This window comes from Streptomyces sp. NPDC021225, from assembly GCF_044332865.1.
Classification (GTDB): domain Bacteria; phylum Actinomycetota; class Actinomycetes; order Streptomycetales; family Streptomycetaceae; genus Streptomyces.
In genome coordinates, this window is record NZ_JBIRPV010000003.1 from 1,160,622 (window position 1) to 1,182,526 (window position 21,905).

At 72.0% G+C, this 21,905-nt stretch carries 6 protein-coding genes; 4 read left to right on the forward strand and 2 right to left on the reverse strand.

Annotated elements, in window-relative coordinates:
- Positions 1–8 precede the first annotated feature (8 nt).
- A complete protein-coding gene (locus ACH4S9_RS18445) occupies positions 9–869 on the forward strand; it encodes a 3-hydroxyacyl-CoA dehydrogenase family protein (RefSeq protein WP_311721779.1) in 861 nt (286 codons plus the stop codon).
- Positions 870–931: 62 nt separating this feature from the next.
- On the opposite strand, the gene ACH4S9_RS18450 is transcribed toward ACH4S9_RS18445, so the two are convergent.
- On the reverse strand, positions 932–2,221 hold the full coding sequence (locus ACH4S9_RS18450; protein WP_311721780.1) for a cation:proton antiporter: 1,290 nt from the start codon (positions 2,219–2,221) through the stop codon (positions 932–934).
- 242 nt (positions 2,222–2,463) lie between these two features.
- Complete coding sequence (locus ACH4S9_RS18455) at positions 2,464–4,005, reverse strand: tryptophan halogenase family protein (RefSeq protein ID WP_385338841.1); 1,542 nt, start codon at positions 4,003–4,005, stop codon at positions 2,464–2,466.
- A 518-nt stretch (positions 4,006–4,523) separates the two neighbouring features.
- Between ACH4S9_RS18455 and sbnA the strand changes: the two genes are divergently transcribed.
- From sbnA to ACH4S9_RS18470, 3 genes are read left to right on the forward strand one after another with little or no spacing between them, the layout of a single operon-like run.
- A complete protein-coding gene (sbnA, locus tag ACH4S9_RS18460; RefSeq protein ID WP_311721783.1) occupies positions 4,524–5,519 on the forward strand; it encodes a 2,3-diaminopropionate biosynthesis protein SbnA in 996 nt (331 codons plus the stop codon).
- Positions 5,516–10,117 (forward strand): amino acid adenylation domain-containing protein, encoded by a 4,602-nt coding sequence (locus ACH4S9_RS18465; RefSeq protein ID WP_398372944.1) that lies wholly within the window; start codon positions 5,516–5,518, stop codon positions 10,115–10,117. The genes sbnA and ACH4S9_RS18465 overlap by 4 nt, the downstream gene beginning before the upstream one ends.
- Positions 10,114–21,894 carry an amino acid adenylation domain-containing protein gene (locus tag ACH4S9_RS18470; protein WP_398372946.1) on the forward strand — a complete coding sequence of 3,927 codons (11,781 nt, stop codon included), beginning with the start codon at positions 10,114–10,116 and terminating at the stop codon, positions 21,892–21,894. The genes ACH4S9_RS18465 and ACH4S9_RS18470 overlap by 4 nt, the downstream gene beginning before the upstream one ends.
- Positions 21,895–21,905: the final 11 nt, after the last annotated feature.

The window sequence follows — 21,905 nt, forward strand, 5'->3', positions numbered from 1 at the left end:
GAGGAGCCATGCAGCACGAGCAGCAGGAGAGACCGGCCGGGGTGGTCGGCGGCGGCATCATGGGATGCGGTATCGCACAGTGCCTCGCGGACGCGGGCCGCCGGGTCGTGGTGTACGAACCGGACGCGGGAGCGCGGGAGTCGGGGCCCGGACGGCTGCGCGACGGTGCGCGGCTCGCGGGACTGCTGCGGCGGGCCCGCCGCAAGCCGGACGAGATGGTGGCGGATGTCCGCTGGACGGACCGGTGGGCGGAGCTCGGCACCGCCTCGTTCGTGATCGAGGCGGGCCCGGAGCGGGTGCCGGTCAAGGAGGAGACGTTCCGGCTGCTGGAGGAGCACTGTGCGCCGGACGCGGTGTTCGCGTCCTGCACCTCGGCGATTCCGATCGGCCATCTCGCGGCCCGCACCCGACGCCCGGACCGTGTTCTGGGCATGCACTTCATGAATCCCGCGCCGCTCAAGGAGGCGGTGGAGGTGATCGTGACGGACCGGACCTCCGAGGCGACGCTCTACGAGGCCACCGGGCTCCTCTCCGCGATGGGCAAGAAGGGCCTGGTGGTCTCGGACGGGCCGGGCTTTGTCTCCAACCGGGTGCTGATGCTGACCGTCAACGAGGCGGCCACGGTGCTCCAGCAGGGCACGGCCGATGCCGCGACCGTCGACGCCGTCTTCCAGGACTGCCTCGGTCACCCGATGGGCCCGTTGCAGACGGCGGATCTGATCGGCCTGGACACGATCGTCGACACCCTCGATGTGCTGCGCGAGTTCACGGGCGACGACCGCTTCGAGCCGTGCGCGCTGCTCACCCGGCTGGTCCGGGAGGGGAAGCTGGGCCGGAAGAGCGGGGGGCGCGGACTTTACGAACGCTGATGTCCCGCGTTCGTGAAGTCCGCGCCCCGACGCCCTGGCCCAGGGCGGATCTGACGGAAGTCTCAGCCGCGTGCCTTGACCGGCTCGGCGTGAGCGGGCGTGGGCTTCGTCCCCCAGGCCTCCTCATCCCGCGGCAGCAGCGGTCCGGCCATGGCGGTGGTGACCAGTGCCATGATCACCATCATGGTGAACAGCGATGTGTCCAGGATGCCGAGACTGGCACCGACGTTGAGAATGATCAACTCGGTGAGGCCCCGGGTGTTCATCAGCAGCGCGATGGTCCTGGCCGGTCCCCATCCCATGCCGCACGCACGGGCCGCGAGCCCGGCGCCGAGCAGCTTGCCCGCGCAGGCCACCGCGATGATGGCGGCCAGTTCCAGGTAGTTGGCGGCGGAGAGCCCGCCGATGTCCACACCGAGCCCGGTGACGATGAAGAACGCCGGCATCAGCAGCGCGCTGACCATGTCCAGTGGCCTGCGCACATGCACCTGGAGCAGATCAGCCGGCTCCCGCGGTGTGACGAGTCCGAAGAGGAACGCGCCGAAGATCGCATGGATGCCGATCCACGTCGTGGCGTAGGCGGACAGCAGCGCGCCACCGGCCAGCAACACCAGCAGGTGCGGCAGAGCGCGTCTCCTGGCGAGCCGGCGGACCAGCATCGCCAGCACGGGCCGGACCACGGTGAACATCAGCGCCACATACACGAAGGAAAGCCCGGCGATCTGGAACAGATCGCCACCGCCGCTCGCGGTCACCGTCGCCGACACGACCGCCAGGATGCACCAGGCGAGCACGTCATCGATCGCCGCGCCGGCGAGGGCCAGAGCCCCGACCGGCGTACGCATCATCTTGCTGTCCGTCAGGATACGTGCGAGCACGGGGAAGGCGGTGATCGACATCGCGGCACCCATGAACAGGGCGAGCGAGGTGCTGGACGACCCGCCGCCCGGCGCATGGCGCGAGTGGATCGCGAGGGCAAGGCAGACGCCGAGCCCGAAAGACAGCGCCACGGACGAGAGCGAGACCGCCACCGCGGCCGTCCGCCGATTGCGCAGCAGGCCCTTCTCGAACTCCCAGCCGATCATGAACATGAACAACAGCAGTCCGACCTGCGCGATCGCGTTGAGCATCGGCCGCGCCTCGGCCGGAAACACCTTGTCGGTGAGGTTGCCGGGCAGTTGCCCGAGCAGGCTCGGGCCCAGGGCGATGCCCGCGATGATCTCTCCGATCACCGCGGGCTGCCGCAGCCGTCGCGCCCCGGCACCGAGCACGGTGCCGAGGACGAGGATGAACGCGACGCCCGCCATCGCGGTCGCCAACGTCAGTTCCGCGTGGGAAGCCGGGCTCTGCATCAGTCCTCCGCACGCTCTCGGGCCGGCAGTGAGGCGGTCGCCGAGCCCGGCGGACCGCCGCCGACGCGTGCAACGCCGTAGTGCCGAGTCTCGGACATGGGACATCCCTTCGAATACTTGGCGACGGACACGGAGAAGGTGCCCCACCTGCAATGTGCGAGCTGTCGAAAAACACCTCGCCGAGGAGCGGGGGGCACCAGGTCCGTACCGACACACGTGGGCCGACGCCGTCAGCGTCCCGGCTAGCTGGTCCTGCCGTGGAGCTTGCGCAGGTAGTCGTAGGTGGACGGGAGGCTCGCGGCCAGCTCCTCCTGCTTGGCCTTGATCCCCTCGAACACCGGCTGGGCGCGGTCCATCATGTCCGGCCGGGCCGCGAGGATCGGCGGCGTGTGCTTCGGCAGGTGGTTCAGGCCGGCGAAGATGCAGTAGTAGTTGCTGTTGTTCCAGAAGTTGCGGAACTCGGCGTCGAAGTTGCCGTAGTACGTGGCCTCGTCGGTGATCGGCATGTTCACCGGGAGCCCCGCCTGGTACATCTCCATCTTTTCCTTGATGTCGTCGGCCAGCTCGAGGTCCTTGCAGGCCCGCCAGAACGCCGTGTCGTTGCGCGGCGCGAAGCTGAAGTGGGCCTGGAGGAAGTCCCGGGTGTCGTCGAACATCGTCTCGATCTCGGCGTTGAATCGGCGCTGGAGGATCGGGTCGAACCGCTTGTCCGGGAAGTGCTTCGCCAGCTGGTAGAGCGCCGCGTAGGTGAAGTAGATGCCGGTGGACTCGAGCGGCTCCAGGAAGCACGACGCCAGCCCGATGCTGACGCAGTTGCGCACCCAGGCGCGGCGGTTGCGGCCGACCCGGAACTTGATCTGGTTCAGCGGCTGGGTCTCCGGGTCCAGGCCCCACATCTTGCAGAACTCGAGGGTGGCGTCGTCGCGCGACTGGAAGCGACTGGAGAACACGTACCCGGTGCCGAACCGGCCCAGCATCGGGATCTTCCACGTCCAGCCCGACGACATGGCGATCGCGCCGGTGTACGGCTCGACGCCCTCTGCCTCGTCGTCGTGCTGGACCGCGGTGGCCACCGCGCTGTCGTTGAGGAGGTGGTCGCTCATGTCCAGGAACGGCTCGCGCATCACGCCGTTGATCAGCAGCGCGCGGAAGCCCGAGCAGTCGATGAACAGATCGCCTTCGATGACCCGCCCGGTCTCGGTCTTCACACAGGTGATGAAGCCCCGCTCGTCCACCTCGGCGCTGGTCATCTTGTCCTGGATGTGGATCGCGCCCTGCTTCTGCACCGCGAACCGGCAGAGGAAGTCGGCGACCAGGTTCGCGTCGAAGTGCCACGCGTAGTTCGTCCACTTGGTGCCGTCCATGAACCGCGGCGACAGATTCTGGTCCATGACCGGAGGTTCGCGGTAGCACGCGTAGTCGAACGGTTCGTCGGTCTGGCCGGCCAGCTTCTTGTGCGTCCAGTGGTGCGAGATCGGCAGGTTGTCCGAGTTCGCGAGCAGGCCGAACAGGTGGTAGAAGTAGTCCTTCCCGCCATCCATGGCGCGCGGATCGGCCTCACCGTCACCCGGAGTACGCCAGTTGGTGAACTTGATGCCCATCTTGAAGCTGGCGTTGCACTCGCGCATCCACTCTTCCTCGGTGAATCCGAGGTAGTCGAAGAACGTCTTGTGCAGGTTCGGCACCGTCGCCTCGCCGACGCCGATGCGGCCCACCTGCGGCGACTCTATGACGGTGATGGATACGTCCGGTCCGAGCGCCTTGCCGAGGTACGAGGCGGACATCCACCCGGCCGTACCGCCACCGAGAATGACGACCCGCTTGATGCGATGATCCTCCACCACTGCTCACCCTTTCCGCGCCGTCATGCGGCACCGGTTCGTTGTGGCTGTTCAGTCCCGGTCAATCCCGACGTGGGGCCGCCCGCTCGCGCATGGTGTTCGCGCGTCCACCCGTGCTGAACAGCTACGGTTCGTTCGATCGCCAGAATTGCGAGAACGTCTTTTTCTGAGGCGTTTGCAGAATTTCTCACGCGTGTCCCTCGAGTGTCAACGAATCGAGGGGGATACCCCGTGCGAGAAGTTTGCAACTTTCTATATTTCCTCTTCAGCCCGCGCGATTTTCCTGGCGCCGACAGGAGAGGTCAGTGCTACGTCATCGCCCTGTCAGCGGGGGAAGCGACCATCGTCGGGGATTGCGAGTCAGGGAGTAGGGGTTCGGAGAAGATGTCGATGACGGAGTCGCGGTCGGCTTTCTCGATCACTTCTGGGGATCGGATCCAACGAGTTCTCCGGGAGTTGCGATGACGGTGATCACCCGGCCCGAGGAGTTCAACGTCGGGGACCTCTATGTGGCCATGGAGCCGATGTTCGGGCAGTCGCTCTACCTCAAGTGCGAGGGCTTCAACTTCGCGGGCTCGGTGAAGCTGAAGGCGGCCCTGGAGATGGTCGGCGCCGCCGAGCGGGCCGGCGTGCTGCGCCCCGGCACGACCATCGTCGAGAGCTCGTCGGGCAATCTGGGCGTCGCGCTGAGCATCGTCGCGGCGAGCTACGGCTACGGCTTCGTGTGTGTCACCGATTCGCGCTGCACGCTGAGCGCGCAGCGGTTGATGCGGGCGCACGGCGCGGAGGTGCGCGTGGTGACCGAGCCGCATGCGGAGCGCGGGTTGCTCGGTGCCCGGCTGGCGTACGTCGAGCAACTGTGCCGGGAGAACGAGCAATACGTCTGGCTCGACCAGTACAGCAACCCGGCGAACTGGATCGCGCACGCGCGCACGACCGGCCCGGAGATCCTCAAGCAGTTCCCGGAACTGGACGTGCTGTTCGTCGGTGCGGGCACCACCGGAACGCTGATGGGCTGCGCGCGCCACCTGCGCGAGGAGAAGCCGTCCGTGCGGATCGTGGCGATCGATGCTGAGGGGTCGGTCACCTTCGGGTTCCCGCCCGCGCCGCGGTTCATCCCGGGCCTCGGCACCGCGGTGCGGCCCACCCTGCTGGACCGGTCATACGTCGATGAAGTGGTCCTCGTGGCCGAACCGGACACCGTGCGCACCTGCCGGACGATGCAGCGCAACGGTTTTCTGTTCGGCGGCTCGACCGGGACCGTGGTCGCCGGCGCGCTTCGCTGGCTGGCCGAGCACGCGCCGGCCGGCGACCTCACCGCCGTGGCCATCGCACCGGACCTCGGTGAGCGCTATCTGGACACCATCTACGACGACGAGTGGGTGGCGGAGCACTTCGGGGCCGGCGCGCCGGCCCCGACCGTGGCGGAGTCCGCCACCACCAGGAGGCAGTCGTGACCGCAGCGCAGCCGCACCCGACGGCGGATACCCGGACCGTGTTCCCGCTGATGGCGGGCCAGGCGGAGATCTGGTACGACGAGCAGTTCTCCGGCGGGACGCCGGCCTACAACTCCGGCGTGTGCGTGGACATCCGCGGCCCGGTGGACCCTGCGGTGCTGGAGGCCTCCGTACGGCAGCTGGTGCACGAGGCGGAGTGCACCCGGATTCAGTTCGTCGAGCGGGACGGGCTGCCCCAGCAGACCGTACGGCCACTGCCCGCCCTGCCGATGACCTGGCACGACCTGTCCGGAGAGCCGGACACCGAAGCCGCCGCCCGGCGGTGGATGGACACCGACCTGGTGCGCCCGTTCGCGATCACCGACTTCCCGCTGATGCGGCTGGCCGCGCTGCGGCTGGGCCCCGAGCGGACCCAGCTGTACCTCTGCATCCACCATGCGATCAGCGACGGCTACAGCCATATCGTGTACTGGCGCCGGTTCGCGGAGATCTATGCGACCCGTGCCGTCGGCGGCGACCCGGGCCAGGGTGCGCTGCCGCCGTTGCGGCTGCTGATCGAGGAGGAGGAGTCCTACCTCGGATCACGGTTCGAGGAGCGGGACCGCACGTTCTGGCGGGCCCGGTTTCCGCGGCCCACCGCGGCGACCACGCTGTCCACCCGGTCGCCGGTGCACTCGCTGCCCCGCGCGTTCCTGCGCCGTACCCGCGTGTTGGACGAGCGGGTGTCCGGCGCCGTACGCGGTGCCGCGACCGGGGCCGGGGTGACCACCGGCGCGCTGATGATGGCCGCGACCGCCCTCTACACCAACCGGATGACGGGCGCCGAGGACGTGACGCTGACGGTCGCGGCGAGCGCCCGGACGAGTGCGGCCGCCCTCAAGATCCCCGGGATGACCGCGAACTTCCTGCCGATGGAGGTGCACGTCGACCGCGCGGAGAGCCGTCCGGAACTGCTCCGCCGAACCTCGGCGGAGCTCGGCGGGCTGCTGCGCCGCCAGCGCTACCGGGTCGGCGCGATCCGCCGCGACCTCGGCCTCCAGGCCGACGACCCCTGGCCGACCGGCCCGTTCGTGAACATGCTGCCGCTGCTGACCGGGCTGGACCTGGGCCCGTGCACGGCGACGGTGGAGAACCTCACCACCGGCCTGGTCAGCGACCTGATGGTGACCACGGTCGACAACCCCGGCGAGACCCTGCGGCTGAGCATCAACGGCAACCCGGACCTGTACCACCCGGACGAGGTGGCCGATCACCTGGACCGGTTCGCGGGGTTCCTCGGCCGGTTCGCCGGCTCCGCGGAGCAGGCCCTCGTGGGCGAGGTGCCGCTGCTCGACGCCATCGAGGTTGGCCACTACGACCGGATGTCCGCCGGGCCGGTCCGCGACGAGCCGTACCTGAGCGTCCCCGCGACGATCCGTGCGGTCGCCGCGCGGCAGCCCGACGCGGTGGCGCTGGTCGACGGTCCGGGCGACGCGCCACGCGAGGTGACCTACGGGCAACTGGTGGCGCGCGCGAACGCGTTGGCCCGGCGGCTGCCGGACACCGGGCTGGTCGGCGTGGTCGCCGGGCCGGGCGCCGCGTTCGTCGTCGGGGTGCTCGGCACCTGGGGCGCGGGCGCGGCATACGTGCCGTTGGACGTGCGGGCCCCCGTCGCGCGCACCGCCGGCCTGGTGGCCGACAACGCGATCGGCTGCCTGCTGGTGGACGCCGAACACCTCGAGTTGGCCACCGAGATCGCCGCCGTGACCCATGCCGACATCGTGCTGCTGGACGACGCTGAGGACACCGACCTCGCCGAGCTGCCCGACGACCCGGACGAGCTGGCGTATGTCATCTTCACCTCCGGCTCCACGGGCACACCGAAGGGCGCGATGGTGCACCACGGCGGCATGGTGAACCACCTGCGCGCCAAGATCGAGGACTTGGGCCTGACGCCGGCCGACACGGTCCTCGAGAACGCGCCGCTCACCTTCGACATCTCCGTCTGGCAGCTGCTGGCGGGCCTGCTGGTCGGCGGCCGGGTGCGCATCGTGTCGCGCGTCGTCGCCGCCGACCCGAACCTGTTGTTCCCGCTGGTCGTGGACGAGGGCGTCACCGTGGTCGAGGTGGTGCCGTCGCTGCTGCGCGCCGCGCTGGACTCGTGGGACGCCCTGGACGGCGGCCCGCGGCTGAGCACCCTGCGCCGGCTTCTGGTGACGGGCGAGGCGATGCCCGCCGACCTGTGCCGCCGCTGGTTCCGCCGCGAATCGAAGATCCCCGTGCTCAACGCCTACGGACCCACCGAGTGCTCGGACGACGTCACGCACGCGGTGCTCACCGCCGAGGACGGCACCAGCGGCATGGCGCGGCGCCGGGTTCCGATCGGCCGCGCGGTCCGCAACACCTCGCTGTATGTGCTGGGCGACGATCTGCGTGCGGTGCCCCGTGGCGCCATCGGCGAGTTGTACGTCGGCGGTTCCGGCGTCGGCCGCGGCTATCTCGGTGATCCGGCGAAGACCGCGACGGCGTTTCTGCCCGATCCGTTCGCGGGCGCCGGTTCGCGGATGTACCGCACCGGCGACCGGGTGGTCTGGCGGTCGGACGGGCAGCTGGAGTTCGTGGAGCGCCGCGACCACCAGGTGAAGCTGCGCGGAAACCGGATCGAACTGGCCGAGGTCGAGGCCGCGATGCAGGCGCTGCCGCAGGTGCGGGACGCCGCCGCGGCCGTGTTCGGTGAGCTCGGCAGGCAGCGGCTGGTCGGCTATGTGGTGCCCACGGGTGGAGCGGAGGCCGATCCGGCCCGGCTGCGCGAGCGGCTCGGCGAGGTGCTGCCGGAGTACATGGTGCCGTCCGTGCTGGTGACCCTGGACGCGCTGCCGCTGACCGGGCACGGCAAGGTGGACCGCCGGGCGCTGCCCGAGCCGGAGGCGGACGAGGTGGCGCGGGCGGGTGTGGCCCGTGACCCGGAGACACCGGAGGAGCAGCTGCTCTGCCGGCTGTTCGCCGACGCGCTCGGGCTGCCCGCGATCGGCCCGGACGACAACTTCTTCGCCCTGGGCGGGGACAGCATCATCTCGATCCAGGTGTCCAGCCGGATCGGCAGGGAGGGCCTGCTGGTCACCCCGCAGCAGATCTTCCAGCTGAAGACCCCGGCCGCGATCGCGGCCGCCGCCGTGCCGGCGGGGCAGTCGGCGGTGCCGCGCGCGGAGGACGGCGTCGGCGAGGTCGAGCCGCCGCCGGTGACCGCGCAACTGCGCGCGGACCTGGCCCTGTTGGCCGCGGACGGCCTGCCGACGGCGGTCCGCCGCTACGGCCAGTACGTGGTGGTCGAGGTCCCGTCCGAGGTGGACGTCGACCGGCTCGGCTTCGCGCTCCAGGCCGTGCTCGACCACCACGACGCGCTCCGGATGCAGGTGAGCGTCCCGGTCGCCGGGCAGTGGGTGATGGAGACCCTGCCGCCGGGGGCGGTGAAGGCGAGCGACGTGCTCACCGAGGCCGCCCTCGCGCCGATACCGGAGCTCGCGGCGGCCGCACAGGCCCGCATGGACCCGGAGCGCGGGATCGTCACCCAGGTGGTGCTGGTCCGCGGCGCGGACGGCGCCCCGGACCGGCTGCTGTGGCTGGTGAACCACCTGTGCGTGGACGGCGTGTCGTGGCGGGTGCTGGTGCCGGACCTGCGCGAGGCGTGGGAGTCCGCGGTGGCGGACCGGGACATCGCGCTCACCGCCGTCGGCACCTCGTACCGCCAGTGGTGCCGCGCGCTCGGCCGGAACGCCCGGTCCAGCGCCCGGCTCGCGGAGTTCCCGGCCTGGCTCGAGCAGGTGCGCGACCCGGGGCCGCCGATGGCCGACCGGCCGCTCGACCCGCTGCGCGACACCTACGCCACCGGGCACTCGCTGCGCCTGGTCCTGCCGCCCGAGGTGACCAGGCCACTGCTCAGTGTGACCCCGGCCGCACTGGGGGTCGAGGTCAACGACGTGCTGCTGACCGCGCTGGGCATCGCCGTCGCCGACTGGCGGCGCCGCAGGGGCGAGCCCGCCGGGCAGGTCCTGGTGGAGCTGGAAGGGCACGGCCGCGAGCCGATCGACGGCGAGGACCTGGCCCGCACGGTGGGCTGGTTCACGAGCATCTTCCCGGTGCGGCTGGATGTGTCGGCGGACGGTGCGGTGCCGGACTGGGACGACCTCTGGGCGGGCGGTGAATCGCTGGGACGGCTCGCGGCGCGCACGTACTCCGCGCCCGACCGCGGCCTGGGCTACGGACTGCTGCGCTACCTCAATGCTCAGACGGAGTCCGCGCTGGGGCGGTTCGCGCCGCCCGAGCTCGGCCTGAACTACCTGGGCCGGTTCACCGCGGGTACCGGAACGGGCGCCTGGCGGCTGGACGGCGGCGACGCGGTGATCGCCACCGCCACGAGCGCCGACATGCCGCTGCGGCACGTCCTGGCCGTCACACCCGTCACCGAGGACCGGCCGACCGGGCCGCACCTGGTGGCCGACTGGCTCTGGGCGGGCGAGCTGTTCGGCGACGCGGAAGCCGGAGACATCGCGCACACCTGGTTCCGGGCGTTGCGCGCCCTCGTCGTCCACTGCGGACTCAACGGTAGGGAGAGATCGTGACACAGCCGGAGACAGCCGCAGCGGGCGGACAGCACGACGCGCACGATGTCGAGCTGACCCCCTCGGTGCAGCGGCTGCGGGACCGGGCCGGTGCGCTGCCGGGTCCGGCCGCGCAGCTGGGCGAGTACCTGGTCCTGGACGCCCCGGAGGGCACCGACCTGGCCGCGCTGACCGCGGCCGTGCAGGCGCTGCTCGACCGGCACGAGGCGCTGCGGCTGTGCTTGAACGAGCCGTTCGAGGGCCTCCTGACGCTGGGCGTACGGCCGGCGGCCGCGGTGCGCGCGGAGCGGCTCGTGACCGAGGCCGCCGCGGCCACAGGCCCGGCAGAGCCGGCCGAGCTGGCCGCCGCCGCGCGGACCCGGCTGGCGGTGGGCGAAGGCGTCGCGCTCCAGGTGGTGCTCACCGGGCAGCGCATCCTGATGCTGGCGCACGAGCTGGTGGCGGACGCCGCGTCGTGGCGGGTGCTCGCCGAGGACCTGCTCGCCGGGTGCCGCGACGCCGTCGCCGGCCGCGTGCCGGTGGCGGGCGACGTGCCGGTGTCCTACCGGGCGTGGGCGACCGAGCTGGCCGGGCAGGCGCGCGCCGCGCGCCGGGTGCGTGAACTGCCGTCGTGGACGGAACAGCTCGACTCCGACGCCCAGTTGGTGCCGGACGCCGTGCTGGACCCGGCCACGCACACCGTGGCCGCGGTGCGTCACCTCCGGCAGGAGGTGTCCGCCGGGACCAGCACGGCGCTGCTGTCCACGCTGCCGTCGGCGTTCCACGCCACCACCGAGGACGCGCTGCTGGCCGCGTTGGCGCTGGCCGGCTCCGCGCACCGCGGAGAGGCCGAGACGGGCCGCACCGCCCTGCTGGTCGAGCTGGACGGATACGCGAGGGAACGGCTCGTCGAGGGACTGGACCTCGGCCGTACGGTCGGCCGCTGCACCAGCGGGTTCCCGGTCCGGGCGGACGCGGCCGTCACGTATGTGGAGGATCTCGCCCCGGGCGATGCGGACCTCGACGACGCGGTCAAGCGGGTCAAGGAGCAGCTGCGGGCGCTGCCGGACGGCGGCTCCGGCTATGGCCTGCTGCGCCACCTCAACCCGCAGACCGGCGACGTGCTCGCCCGGCGCGGAACCCCGCAGGTGCGGCTGCGGTTCGACGGCGAGCTGCCGGGCCCGGTGACCGCCGAGGCGGACCCGGCCACCCCGGCCGGCCATGTGGTGACCGTGACCGTGGCGGTTCGCGACGGCAGGCTGGTCGCCGACTGGGCGTATCTGCCCGATCTGCTCCCCGGCGGCGAGGAACTGGCCGGGGAGTGGCTGCGGCTGCTGGACCTGCTGGCCGAGCACACCGCCACGCCGGGCGCGGGCGGCCGTACGCCCTCCGACCTGACGGTATCGACGCTGACGCAGCGCGAGATCGACGGACTCGAGGCCGACCTCGGCCCGCTCGAGGACGTGCTGTCCCTGTCGCCGCTCCAGAAGGGCATGCTGTTCCACGCGGGCCTGCACAAGAACGAGCTGGACGTCTACCACGTCCAGGTGCTCGCGGACCTGACCGGCCCGCTGGCTCCCGATCGGCTGCGCGCCGCCGCGGCGAGCCTGTTGGACCGGCACGTCAACCTGCGCTGCTGCTTCCGCTACAGCGCGACCGGCGAGCAGCTCCAGGTCATCCCCGAGTCGGTCGAGCTGCCGTGGTCGGAAGTGGACATGACCGGCGCCTCCGAGGCGGAGCTCGCCGATTTCGCGGCCGCCGACCGGGATCGCGGTGTCGACCTGGCGGCGCCGCCGCTCATGCGGTTCACGCTGATCCGCGTCGGCCCGGACAGACACCGTCTGCTGTGGACGTTCCACCACATCGTGGCGGACGGCTGGTCCACCCCGATCGTGATGCGCGAGCTGCTGGCCGCCTACCGAGGGGGCGCGGCGTCGTTCACCGAACCCAGGCCGTACCAGGACTATCTGAGATGGCTGGACAGCCGGGACGACGAGACCGCCGAGCAGGCGTGGCGTGGCGCGATGGCGAACGTCTCCGAGGGGACGCTGATCTCACCGCACGGCGACGAGGTCCCGCCGGTGCGGCCCGAGCATCTCTTCTTCGACCTGCCGGCTGACCTGACCTCGGCGGTCACCGAGTTCGCCCGCCGCCGTGAGCTCACGCTCGGCACCGTGATGCACAGCTGCTGGGCGATCCTGGTCGGCCAGCTCACCGGCAGCCGGGACGTGGTGTTCGGCAGCGTGCAGTCCGGCCGCCCGGCCGACCTGTCCGGAGTGGACGACATGGTCGGCATGTTCGTGAACACCCTGCCGGTGCCGGTGCGGCTCGACCCGTACCGGTCGTTCGCCGAGGTGGCGGCCGACCTCCAGGACCAGCAGCTGGGTCTGACCGAACACCAGCACCTCGGTCTCGGCGACATCCAGCGGCTGACCGGGATCCGTCGGCTGCTGGACACGTCGGTGACCATCCAGAACTACCCGATGGACATCGCGGAGCTGAGCGCGATCGTGCCGGGGCTCGCGGTGGACGACATCCGCGCCGAGCTGTCCGGCGAGTACTCGATGGCGCTGCTGGTGCATCCGGGCAGACAGATCAGGCTACAGCTGGCGTACCGTCCGGACCTGTTCGGACCGGCCGACGCCGAACGGGTCGCGCGGCGGCTGATCGGGCTGCTGGGCACCGTGGTGGCGGGCGCGGACCGCCCGCTGGGGGCGCTCGACGCGCTCACCGCCGGTGAGCGTGGCGACATCATCGGCCCGTGGGCGGGTTCGATCGCCGAGCGCCGTGTGTGCGACGTGCCGACGCTGTTCGCCGAGCGGGTCGCCGCCGCGCCGGACGCACCGGCGCTGAGCTGGACCGGCGCCACGATGAGCTACGCCGAACTGGACGCGCGGGCCAACCGGATGGCGCGCGAGCTGGTCGCGTGCGGCGCGGGCCCGGACACGCTCGTCGCGCTGGTGCTGCCGCGCACCCCCGAACTGCTGGTATCGGTGCTGGCGACGCAGAAGGCCGGTGCCGCCTATGTCCCGGTCGACCCGCAGTATCCGGCCGACCGGATCGCGTTCATGCTCGGCGACTCCCGGCCCGCCGTGATCGTGTCCACGGTGGACATCAGCCAGGCGCTGCCGGCGTCCGAGGCCGAGATGATCCTGGTCGACGACGCGGACTGCGCGGCGCGGGTGGCCGCCCGTCCCGCGGGCGACCTGACCGACGCCGAGCGCACCCGGCCGCTTCTGCCCACCGATGCCGCGTATGTGATCTACACGTCCGGCTCGACCGGGCAGCCCAAGGGCGTCGTGGTGGACCACCTCGGGTTCACCAAGATGGTCTTCGACCTGATCGCGAAGTTCGACGTCGTGCCGGACACCCGGATGCTCCAGTTCGCGCCGTCCAGTTTCGACGCGTCGATCTGGGAGTGGTCGATGGCGCTGCTCGGCGGCGGCACGCTGGTGCTGACCGACGAGCTGAGCAGGCTGCCCGGTCCGGCCCTGGTCGACCTGATCGCCGAGCAGCGGGTCAACCTGCTGGCGTTCCCTCCCGCCGTCGCCGCGGCGCTGCCCGACGGCAGCACCCTGCCCTCCGACCTGACCATGGTGGTCGCCGGCGAGGCGTGCCAGAAGGAGGTCGTGACCCGCTGGTCGGACAGCGTCCGGATGTTCAACGGCTACGGCCCGACCGAGACCGTGCTCGCCTCCACCGCCGCGGGCCCGCTGCACGGGCCCGAGCGCCCGGCGATCGGCCGGCCGCTGGCGGCGCACCGGGTGTACCTCCTGGACTCCGCGCTGCGCCCGGTACCGGCCGGGGTGACCGGGGAGATCTACGTCAGCGGCGGCCTGGCCCGCGGCTATCTGAACCGGCAGGGCTTCACCGCGACCCGGTTCGTGGCCTCCCCGTTCGATCCCGGTGGCGAGCGGATGTACCGCACCGGCGACCTGGCCCGCTGGGACGACCGCGGTGTGCTGCACTACGTGGGCCGCGTGGACGACCAGGTGAAGCTGCGCGGCTACCGGATCGAACTCGGCGAGGTCGAGGCCGCGTTGCGCGGCGCGCCCGCGGTCGGCGACGCGTCCGTGGTGCTCGGCGAGGACGGCGGCGGCAAACGGCTGGTCGGCTATGTCGTGCCGGTGCCCGGCGGCGAGCTGCCGGATGTGGACCTGGTGCGCGAGCACGTGTCCGGGTCGCTTCCCGACTACATGGTGCCCGCCGCGCTGGTCGCGCTGGAGACCCTGCCGCTGACCCCGAACGGCAAGGTGGACCGCGCGGCGCTGCCCGAGCCGGGCGCCGTGGCACGGCCCGCCGGCCGCGCTCCGAGGACCCCGCTGGAGGAGAGCCTCGCGTTTGTCTTCGCCCAGGTGCTGGGCCTGGACTCGATCGGCATCGACGACGACTTCTTCGCCCTGGGCGGGCACTCGCTGCTGGCCACGAAGGTGATCGCCCGGCTGCGGGCGATGCTGAACCTGGAGGTGCCGATCCGGGCGCTGTTTGAGGCCCCGACGGTCGCGGGCCTCGCGCTGGCGATCGGCGGCGCGGCGGCAGCGCGCCCGCCGCTGCGGCCGGCGCCCCGCGAAGGCGGGCGGACCGGGCTGTCCTTCGCGCAGCAGCGCCTGTGGTTCCTGGACCGGCTCCAGGAGGACGAGGGCGCCGGCATGTACAACGTGCCGATCGCGGTGCGGCTGTCCGCGGCCGCGGACGAGCCCGCGCTGCGCGCCGCGCTCGCCGATGTGACCACGCGCCACGAGGTGCTGCGCACCGTGTACTCCGACGAGGGCGGTGCCCCCGTGCAGCGGGTCCTCGATCCGCGGCCGGAGGTGCCGGTCACCGTCGTGCGCATCGGGGCCGAACACCTGGACGACGCGCTCGCGACCCAGGCGGACTTGAGGATCGACCTGACCCGGACACCGCTGCGCTGCGTGCTGTACGAAGTGGACAACGGCGAGCACGTGCTGCTCCTGGTGATCCATCACATCGCCTTCGACGGCGGGTCGATCACCCCGCTGGTGCGCGATCTGTGCGCCGCGTACTCGGCGCGGATCGCCGGGCACGCCCCCGACTGGGCGCCGCTCTCCGTGCAGTACCGGGACTACGGCGTATGGCAGAGCGACTTCCTCGGAGACACCGACGATCCGGAGAGCGTGTCCGCGCGCCAGCTCGACTACTGGCGCAAGGCGCTGGAGGGCGTCCCGGAGGCGCTGGACGTCGCGACCGACTATCTGCGCCCCGCGGTGTCCGGGTACGAGGGCGAGGAACTGCCGTTCGAGGTCCCGGAGCGGCTGCACCGCGACCTGACGCGCCTCGCGGCCGATCTGGACGCCAGCCTGTTCATGGTGGTCCAGGCGGCGTTCGCGACGCTGCTCGCCCGGCTCGGCGCGGGCACCGACATCCCGGTCGGCACCCCGGTCGCCGGCCGCGACGACGAGGCGCTGGAGGACCTGATCGGGTTCTTCGTCAACACCCTGGTGCTGCGGACCGACACCAGCGGCGACCCGACGTTCGCCGAGCTGATCGACCGGGTGCGGGAGTCGGACCTGGCTGCGTACGCCCACCAGGATCTGCCGTTCGAGCACCTGGTCGAGGCGCTCAACCCGAACCGGTCACTGACCCGGCAGCCGCTGTTCCAGTACATGCTGACGATGACCAGCCGGGTCGACACGACCGCTGAGGCGGCCGCGTTGTTCGGATCGGTCGAGCCGGTTCCGTTGCGCCGTGCCAAGTTCGACCTGTCGCTGCTGCTCGACGAGTGCTTCCGCGACGGCGAGCCGAGCTCGATGGTCGGCGTCCTGGAGTATCGCACCGAGCTTTACGCCCGATCCACCGCGCAGCGCACCATCGACCGGTTCCTGGCGCTGCTGACCGCGGTGGTCACGGACCCGCACGCCCGGCTGAGCGAACTGGGCGCGCTGCCGGCGGCGGAGCAGGCGCACCTGCACACGCTGGGCACCGGCCCGGTCACCACGGAGCGCTACGAGGGCCTGGTGGCCCGCGTACGGGCGCACGCCGCGGCCCGGCCCGACGACATCGCGGTGGTCGACCCGGACGGTGCCACCACGTACGCCGGCCTGGTCGGCCGGGCCAGCGCGCTGTCCCGGCGGCTGACCGGCAGCGAGCGGGTGGCCGTGCTGTCCGACCGCGGTGCCGGCCACATCGCCGCCGTGCTGGGCGTGCTGGGCGCGGGTCGGGCGTATGTGCCGCTGGATGTCACGGCGAGCCCGAGCCGGCTCGTCGACACCCTGCTGGACAGCGGGGCGACCCGGCTGGTGGTCGATGAGTCCCACAGCGCCCTCGGCACCGAACTGCTCGCCGTGCTGGCGGAGCAGCACGAGGTGCGGGCCGAGCTGGTGCCGCTGGGGGACCAGGTGGACGAGGCCGCCGATCTCGCGCCGGACGTGGACGCCCCGGAGGCGCTCGCCTACGTGATCTTCACGTCCGGGTCGACCGGCCGGCCGAAGGCGGTCGCGGTCCACCGCGCGGGCATGGTCAACCACCTGCTCGCCAAGGTCGAGGCACTGCGGCTGACCCCGGAGGACCGGCTCATCCACAACGCGCCGGTCACCGTCGACATCTCGGTGTGGCAGATGCTGACGCCGCTGCTGGTCGGCGGCGTGGTGCGGGTGGTGGACCACGACGTGGCCCGCGAGCCGCGCGTGCTGTTCGAGACCGTGCGGACCGACGACGTCACCGTGCTCGAGGTGGTCCCGTCCCTGCTGTCGGCCGCGCTCGACGGGTGGGAGACCGACGGCGCCGAGGTGGACCTCGGCACTCTGCGCTGGCTGGCGATCACCGGCGAGGCGGTGCCGCCGGACCTGTGCAACCGCTGGCTGGCCAGGTTCCCACGGGTGCCGATGATGAACTGCTACGGCCCGACCGAGTGCTCCGACGACGTCACCCACGCCGAGATCCGCACACCGCTGGCGGCGGCCCGGCGGGTGCCGATCGGCAGACCGCTGCGCAACACGACGTTGCATGTGCTCGGCCCCGACCTGCGCCCGGTACCCAGCGGCGTGCCCGGCGAGCTGTTCGTGAGCGGCGCCGGTGTCGGCGTCGGCTACCTGGGCCTGGCCACGCGCACCGCGACCGCGTTCGTGGCCGATCCGGCCGCGGCGGACGGCAGCCGGATGTACCGCACCGGCGACCTGGTCCGCTGGGGCGCGGACGGCGACCTGGAATACCTGGGCAGGCTCGACGACCAGGTCAAGGTCCGGGGGTTCCGGATCGAGCTGAGCGAGGTCGAGACCGCGCTGCGCGCGCTGCCCTACGTCAGGGAGGCCGCGGCGCGCGTGGACGGGAAGGACGGAAACACGTGGCTGTCCGGCTACGTCGTGCCCGCCCCGGGCGCGCAGGTGCCGGCCACCGCCGTCATCAAGGCCGATCTCGCGGCGGCCCTGCCCGACTACATGGTGCCGTCGGCGGTGCTGCTGCTCGACGAGCTGCCGCTGACGCCCAACGGCAAGGTGGACCGCCCCGCGCTGACGGCGATCGAGCCGAGCGTGTCCGAGGAGAGCCGCGAGCCGCGGACCCCGGCGGAGCAGTTGGTGTGCACCGTGTTCGCGGAGGTACTCGGCAGGACCGGTGTCGGCCTCGACGAGGACTTCTTCGAGCTGGGCGGGCATTCGCTGCTGGCGATCTTCGCGCTGGGCCGGGTGCGCGCCGCGACAGGCGTCGACCTGCCGGTTCGCGCGCTGTTCGAGGCGCCCACCCCGGCCGCGCTGGCAGCGCTGCTGCCCGAGGCCGAACAGGCGAGCCGGCCGCCGTTGCGGCCCGCCGCCCCGCTCGCCGACGGCGAGCTGTGGCCGCTGTCGTTCGCACAGCGCAGGTTGTGGTTCCTCAACCACATGGCCGAAGGCGGAACCGGCACCTACAACGTGCCCATCGCGGTGCGCTATTCGGGCGTGCCCGACCCGGGGGCGTTCGAGGCGGCGCTCGGCGACGTCGTGGCACGCCACCAGGTCCTGCACACGGTCTTCCCCCAGGACGCCGACGGAGTGCCGCACCAGGTGCCGAGGCCGGAGTTCCGGCCGCGGCTGCGGGTCGTGGACATGGCGGCAGCGGACCTCGCGGCCGAGCTGGCACATGAGGTGGACCGCGGCTTCGAGCTGGAGACCGAGTGCCCGCTGCGGGCCCACCTGTACCGGCTGGACGACGGCGAGTCGGTGTCGCTCATCGTGTTCCACCACATCGCGGTGGACGGTGTGTCGACCGGACCGCTGCTGCGGCAGTTCGCCGAGGCGTACACCGCGCGGCTGGCGGGCCGGGCGCCGGACTGGGCGCCGGAGGCCCTGCAGTACACGGATTTCGCGGTGTGGCAGCGAGATCTGCTCGGCTCCGAGCGGGATCCGGACGGCCCGCTGTCCTCGCAACTGGACGAATGGCGCGAGGTGCTCGCCGATCTGCCGGACGAACTGGAGCTGCCACGCGACTTCGCGCGGCCCGCGGTCAGCGGCCACACGGGCGACATGGTCCGCTTCGATCTCGACGCCGACCTGCATCACGCGCTGGCCAAGCTGGCCCAGGAGCACAACAGCACGCTGTTCATGGTCATGCAGGCCGCCGTCGCGGCCCTGCTCACCAAGCTGGGTGCCGGCACGGACATCCCGCTGGGCAGTACGGTCGCCGGCCGCGACGACGAGGGCCTGCACGACATGATCGGGTTCTTTGTGAACACGCTCGTGCTGCGCACCGACACCAGCGGCGACCCGAGCTTCGTGGATCTGCTGGATCGGGTCCGGGAGACCGACCTGGCCGCGTACGCCCGGCAGGACGTGCCGTTCGAGTACCTCGTGGAGGCGCTCAACCCGGCCCGGTCGATGGCCAGGCACCCGCTGTTCCAGGTGCTGGTGCAGTTCACCCCGGACGACGGCGCGTCGGCGCTGGGGCTGCCGGGCTTCGACTGCCGCGAGGAGCCGCTCCACACCACGCGGCCCAAGGTGGACCTGGCCTTCGACCTGTTCGAACGACGGTCGGACGGCGCGCCGGACGGCGTCTCCGGCGTCCTGGTGTACAGCTCGGACCTTTTCACCAGGACCTCGGCGCAGCGGTTGGGTGAGCGGCTGACCAGGCTGCTGCGCGCCGTCGCCGAACGGCCGGACGAGCGGCTGGGCGCGCTGACGGTGCTGGAGCCGGGTGAGCGGGAGCGCATCCTGGTGCGGCGCAACGACACCGCGGCCGCCGTGCCCACCGCGCTGCTGCCCGGCCTGTTCGCCGAGTCGGTGCTCCGCAACCCGGACCGGGTCGCACTGCGCTGCGGCGCACACGCGCTCACCTACCGGGAACTGGACGGGCGGGTCGGCCGGTTGGCCGCCGCGCTCCTCGCGCGGGGCGCCGGTCTCGAGACGGTGGTCGGCATCGCGCTGCCACGCGTGACGGACCTGGTGGTCGCCGCGCTCGCGGTGGTTCGCGCCGGGGCGGCGTATCTGCCCCTGGACCCGGACCACCCGGTCGACCGCATCCGCTACATGCTGGAGGACGCACGGCCGCTGCTGGTGATCACCGACGCGGCGACCTCGGCCGAGCTGCCGGACACGGATGTGCCGCGGCTACTGGTCGATGAAATGGACGAACTGGATGAAACGGGCGGGCTGGACAGGCCGGCTGAGGCGGTCGGGACGGCCCTCGCGGAGCCCGTCGGGCTGCTGCCGGACCACGCGGCGTACCTGATCTACACATCCGGCTCGACCGGCCGCCCGAAGGGCGTCGCCGTGCCGCACGGTGCGCTGCGCAATCTGCTGGCCGACATGCGCGGCAGACTGGCGGTCGCGGCGGGGGAGCGCTTCCTCGCGACCACCACGTTCGGCTTCGACATGGCCAACCTGGAGCTGTTCGTCCCCCTGCTGACGGGCAGCGAGGTCGTCCTCGCGGACCGGGCGGCGGTACGCGACGCGCAGGCGCTGGCGGCATTGATCACGGCCGAGCGGATCGATGTCATGCAGGCGACCCCGAGCCTGTGGCAGGCGCTGTTGGACGCGGACGCCGAGGCGCTGCGCGGACTGCGGGTGATCACCGGCGGGGAGGCGATCAGCGAGCCGCTGGCGGCCGGCCTGGCCGCGGCGGCCCGCTCGGTGCTCAACGTCTACGGCCCGACCGAGACCACGATCTGGTCCACGTCCTCCGAGCTGGACCCCGAGCGGGCCGGGGCGCCCGCGATCGGCCTGCCGATCGCGAACACCCGGGTCTACCTGCTGGATTCCGCGCTGCGACCGGTGCCGGACCGCGTGCTGGGCGAGCTGTACATCGCCGGCGACGGCCTCGCCCGTGGCTACCACGGCCGCCCCGGTCTGACCGCGGACCGGTTCGTCGCCGACCCGTTCGGCTCGCCCGGCTCCCGGATGTACCGCACCGGCGACCTGGTCCGCTGGGGCCACGACGGTCGGCTCGAGTACGTCGGCCGCAGCGACCACCAGGTCAAGATCCGCGGCTTCCGGATCGAGCTCGGCGAGGTCGAGGCCGCGCTGCGCGCGCTTCCCGGCGTCCGGGACGCCCTGGTGACCGTCGACGGCGAACGGTCACGGCTGTTCGGCTATGTGGTGTCCGAGCCGGGCGCCGAGCCGGAGGCGGCGCAGCTGCGCGCGCAGCTCGCCGCGTGGCTGCCGGAGTATCTGCGGCCGTCCGCCCTGGCCGTACTGGACGCCTGGCCGCTGACTCCCAACGGCAAGGTGGACCGGTCGGCGCTGCCGGCACCGGAGGCGGCGGTCACCGACCAGCGCGCACCGGAGACGGTGCTGGAGGAGCTGCTCTGCGGCGTGTTCGCGGATGTGCTCGGCCTGCCCGAAGTGGGCGTGCTGGACGACTTCTTCGAGCTCGGCGGGCACTCGCTGCTCGCCCCCGGGCTGATCAACCGCGCCGTGCGGGCCGGGCTCCGGCTGGATATCTCGGACCTGTTCACCCATCGCACGGCCGCCCGACTGGCCGCGGTCGCGAGCGAGCGGCAGCCGCCCGAGCGGGTGGCGGCCTGGCGCGGCGAGGCGATGGGCCGCGTGTTCGACGACGCCGAGGGTGTCGAGGAACTCGACCCGGTGGCCCCGGTGCTTCCGATCCGGCCGGAGGGCGACCGCGCCCCGCTGTTCTTCGTGCACAGCGGCGTCGGTTTCGCGCTGCCGTACATCGGCCTGGCCCTGCGCCTGGAGCCGGGCCACCCGGTCTACGGGCTCCAGTCGCCGGCGCTGTCCGGTGCGGCGGAGCTGCCGGAGAGCGTGGGCGAACTGGCCGACGAGTACCTCGCCCGCATCCGGGAGATCCAGCCCGAGGGTCCGTACCACCTGTTCGGCTGGTCGTTCGGCGGCCTGGTGGTGCAGGAGCTCGCGGCCCGGCTGCGGAAGGCGGGAGCGCAGGTCGCCCTCGTGGTGAATCTGGACGGCTACCCGGAGCACGACCAACCGGCGGAGCAGCGGTCCGAGTCCGAGATGCTGGTGAACGTCATGGAGGTGATCGGGCACGATCGAGCCCAGTTCGATGGGCGCGAACTCACCCCGGACGACGTGCTGGACGTGCTGCGTCACGGCGAGCATCCGCTGCTCGCGCTCGGCGAGGACCGGGTGCGCCGGATCATGGCACTGTCCCACCGGCACGGGGCGCTGATACGGGAGTTCGTGCCGCAGCACTACGACGGCGAGATGCACCTGGTGGCCGCCACCGCCGACCGCGACGACGCGGAGGCGGCGGAGCTGGTCGACCGCTGGCGGCCGTACGTCGGACACGTCACCAGGCACGCCGTGGACGTCGGGCACGAGTACCTCATGCACCCGGCCCCGCAGGCATGGCTCGCCGCCGTGATCAACCGTCTGCTGAAGGAAGTTTCGGCCTGATGTGTGTGCAG

Coding starts and splice junctions, on each gene's coding strand:
- ACH4S9_RS18450 (WP_311721780.1), bottom strand. CDS start 2,221: ATGCAGAGCCCGGCTTCCCACGCGGAACTGACGTTGGCGACCGCGATG.
- ACH4S9_RS18455 (WP_385338841.1), bottom strand. CDS start 4,005: ATGTCCGCCTCGTACCTCGGCAAGGCGCTCGGACCGGACGTATCCATC.
- sbnA (WP_311721783.1), top strand. CDS start 4,524: ATGACGGTGATCACCCGGCCCGAGGAGTTCAACGTCGGGGACCTCTAT.
- ACH4S9_RS18445 (WP_311721779.1), top strand. CDS start 9: ATGCAGCACGAGCAGCAGGAGAGACCGGCCGGGGTGGTCGGCGGCGGC.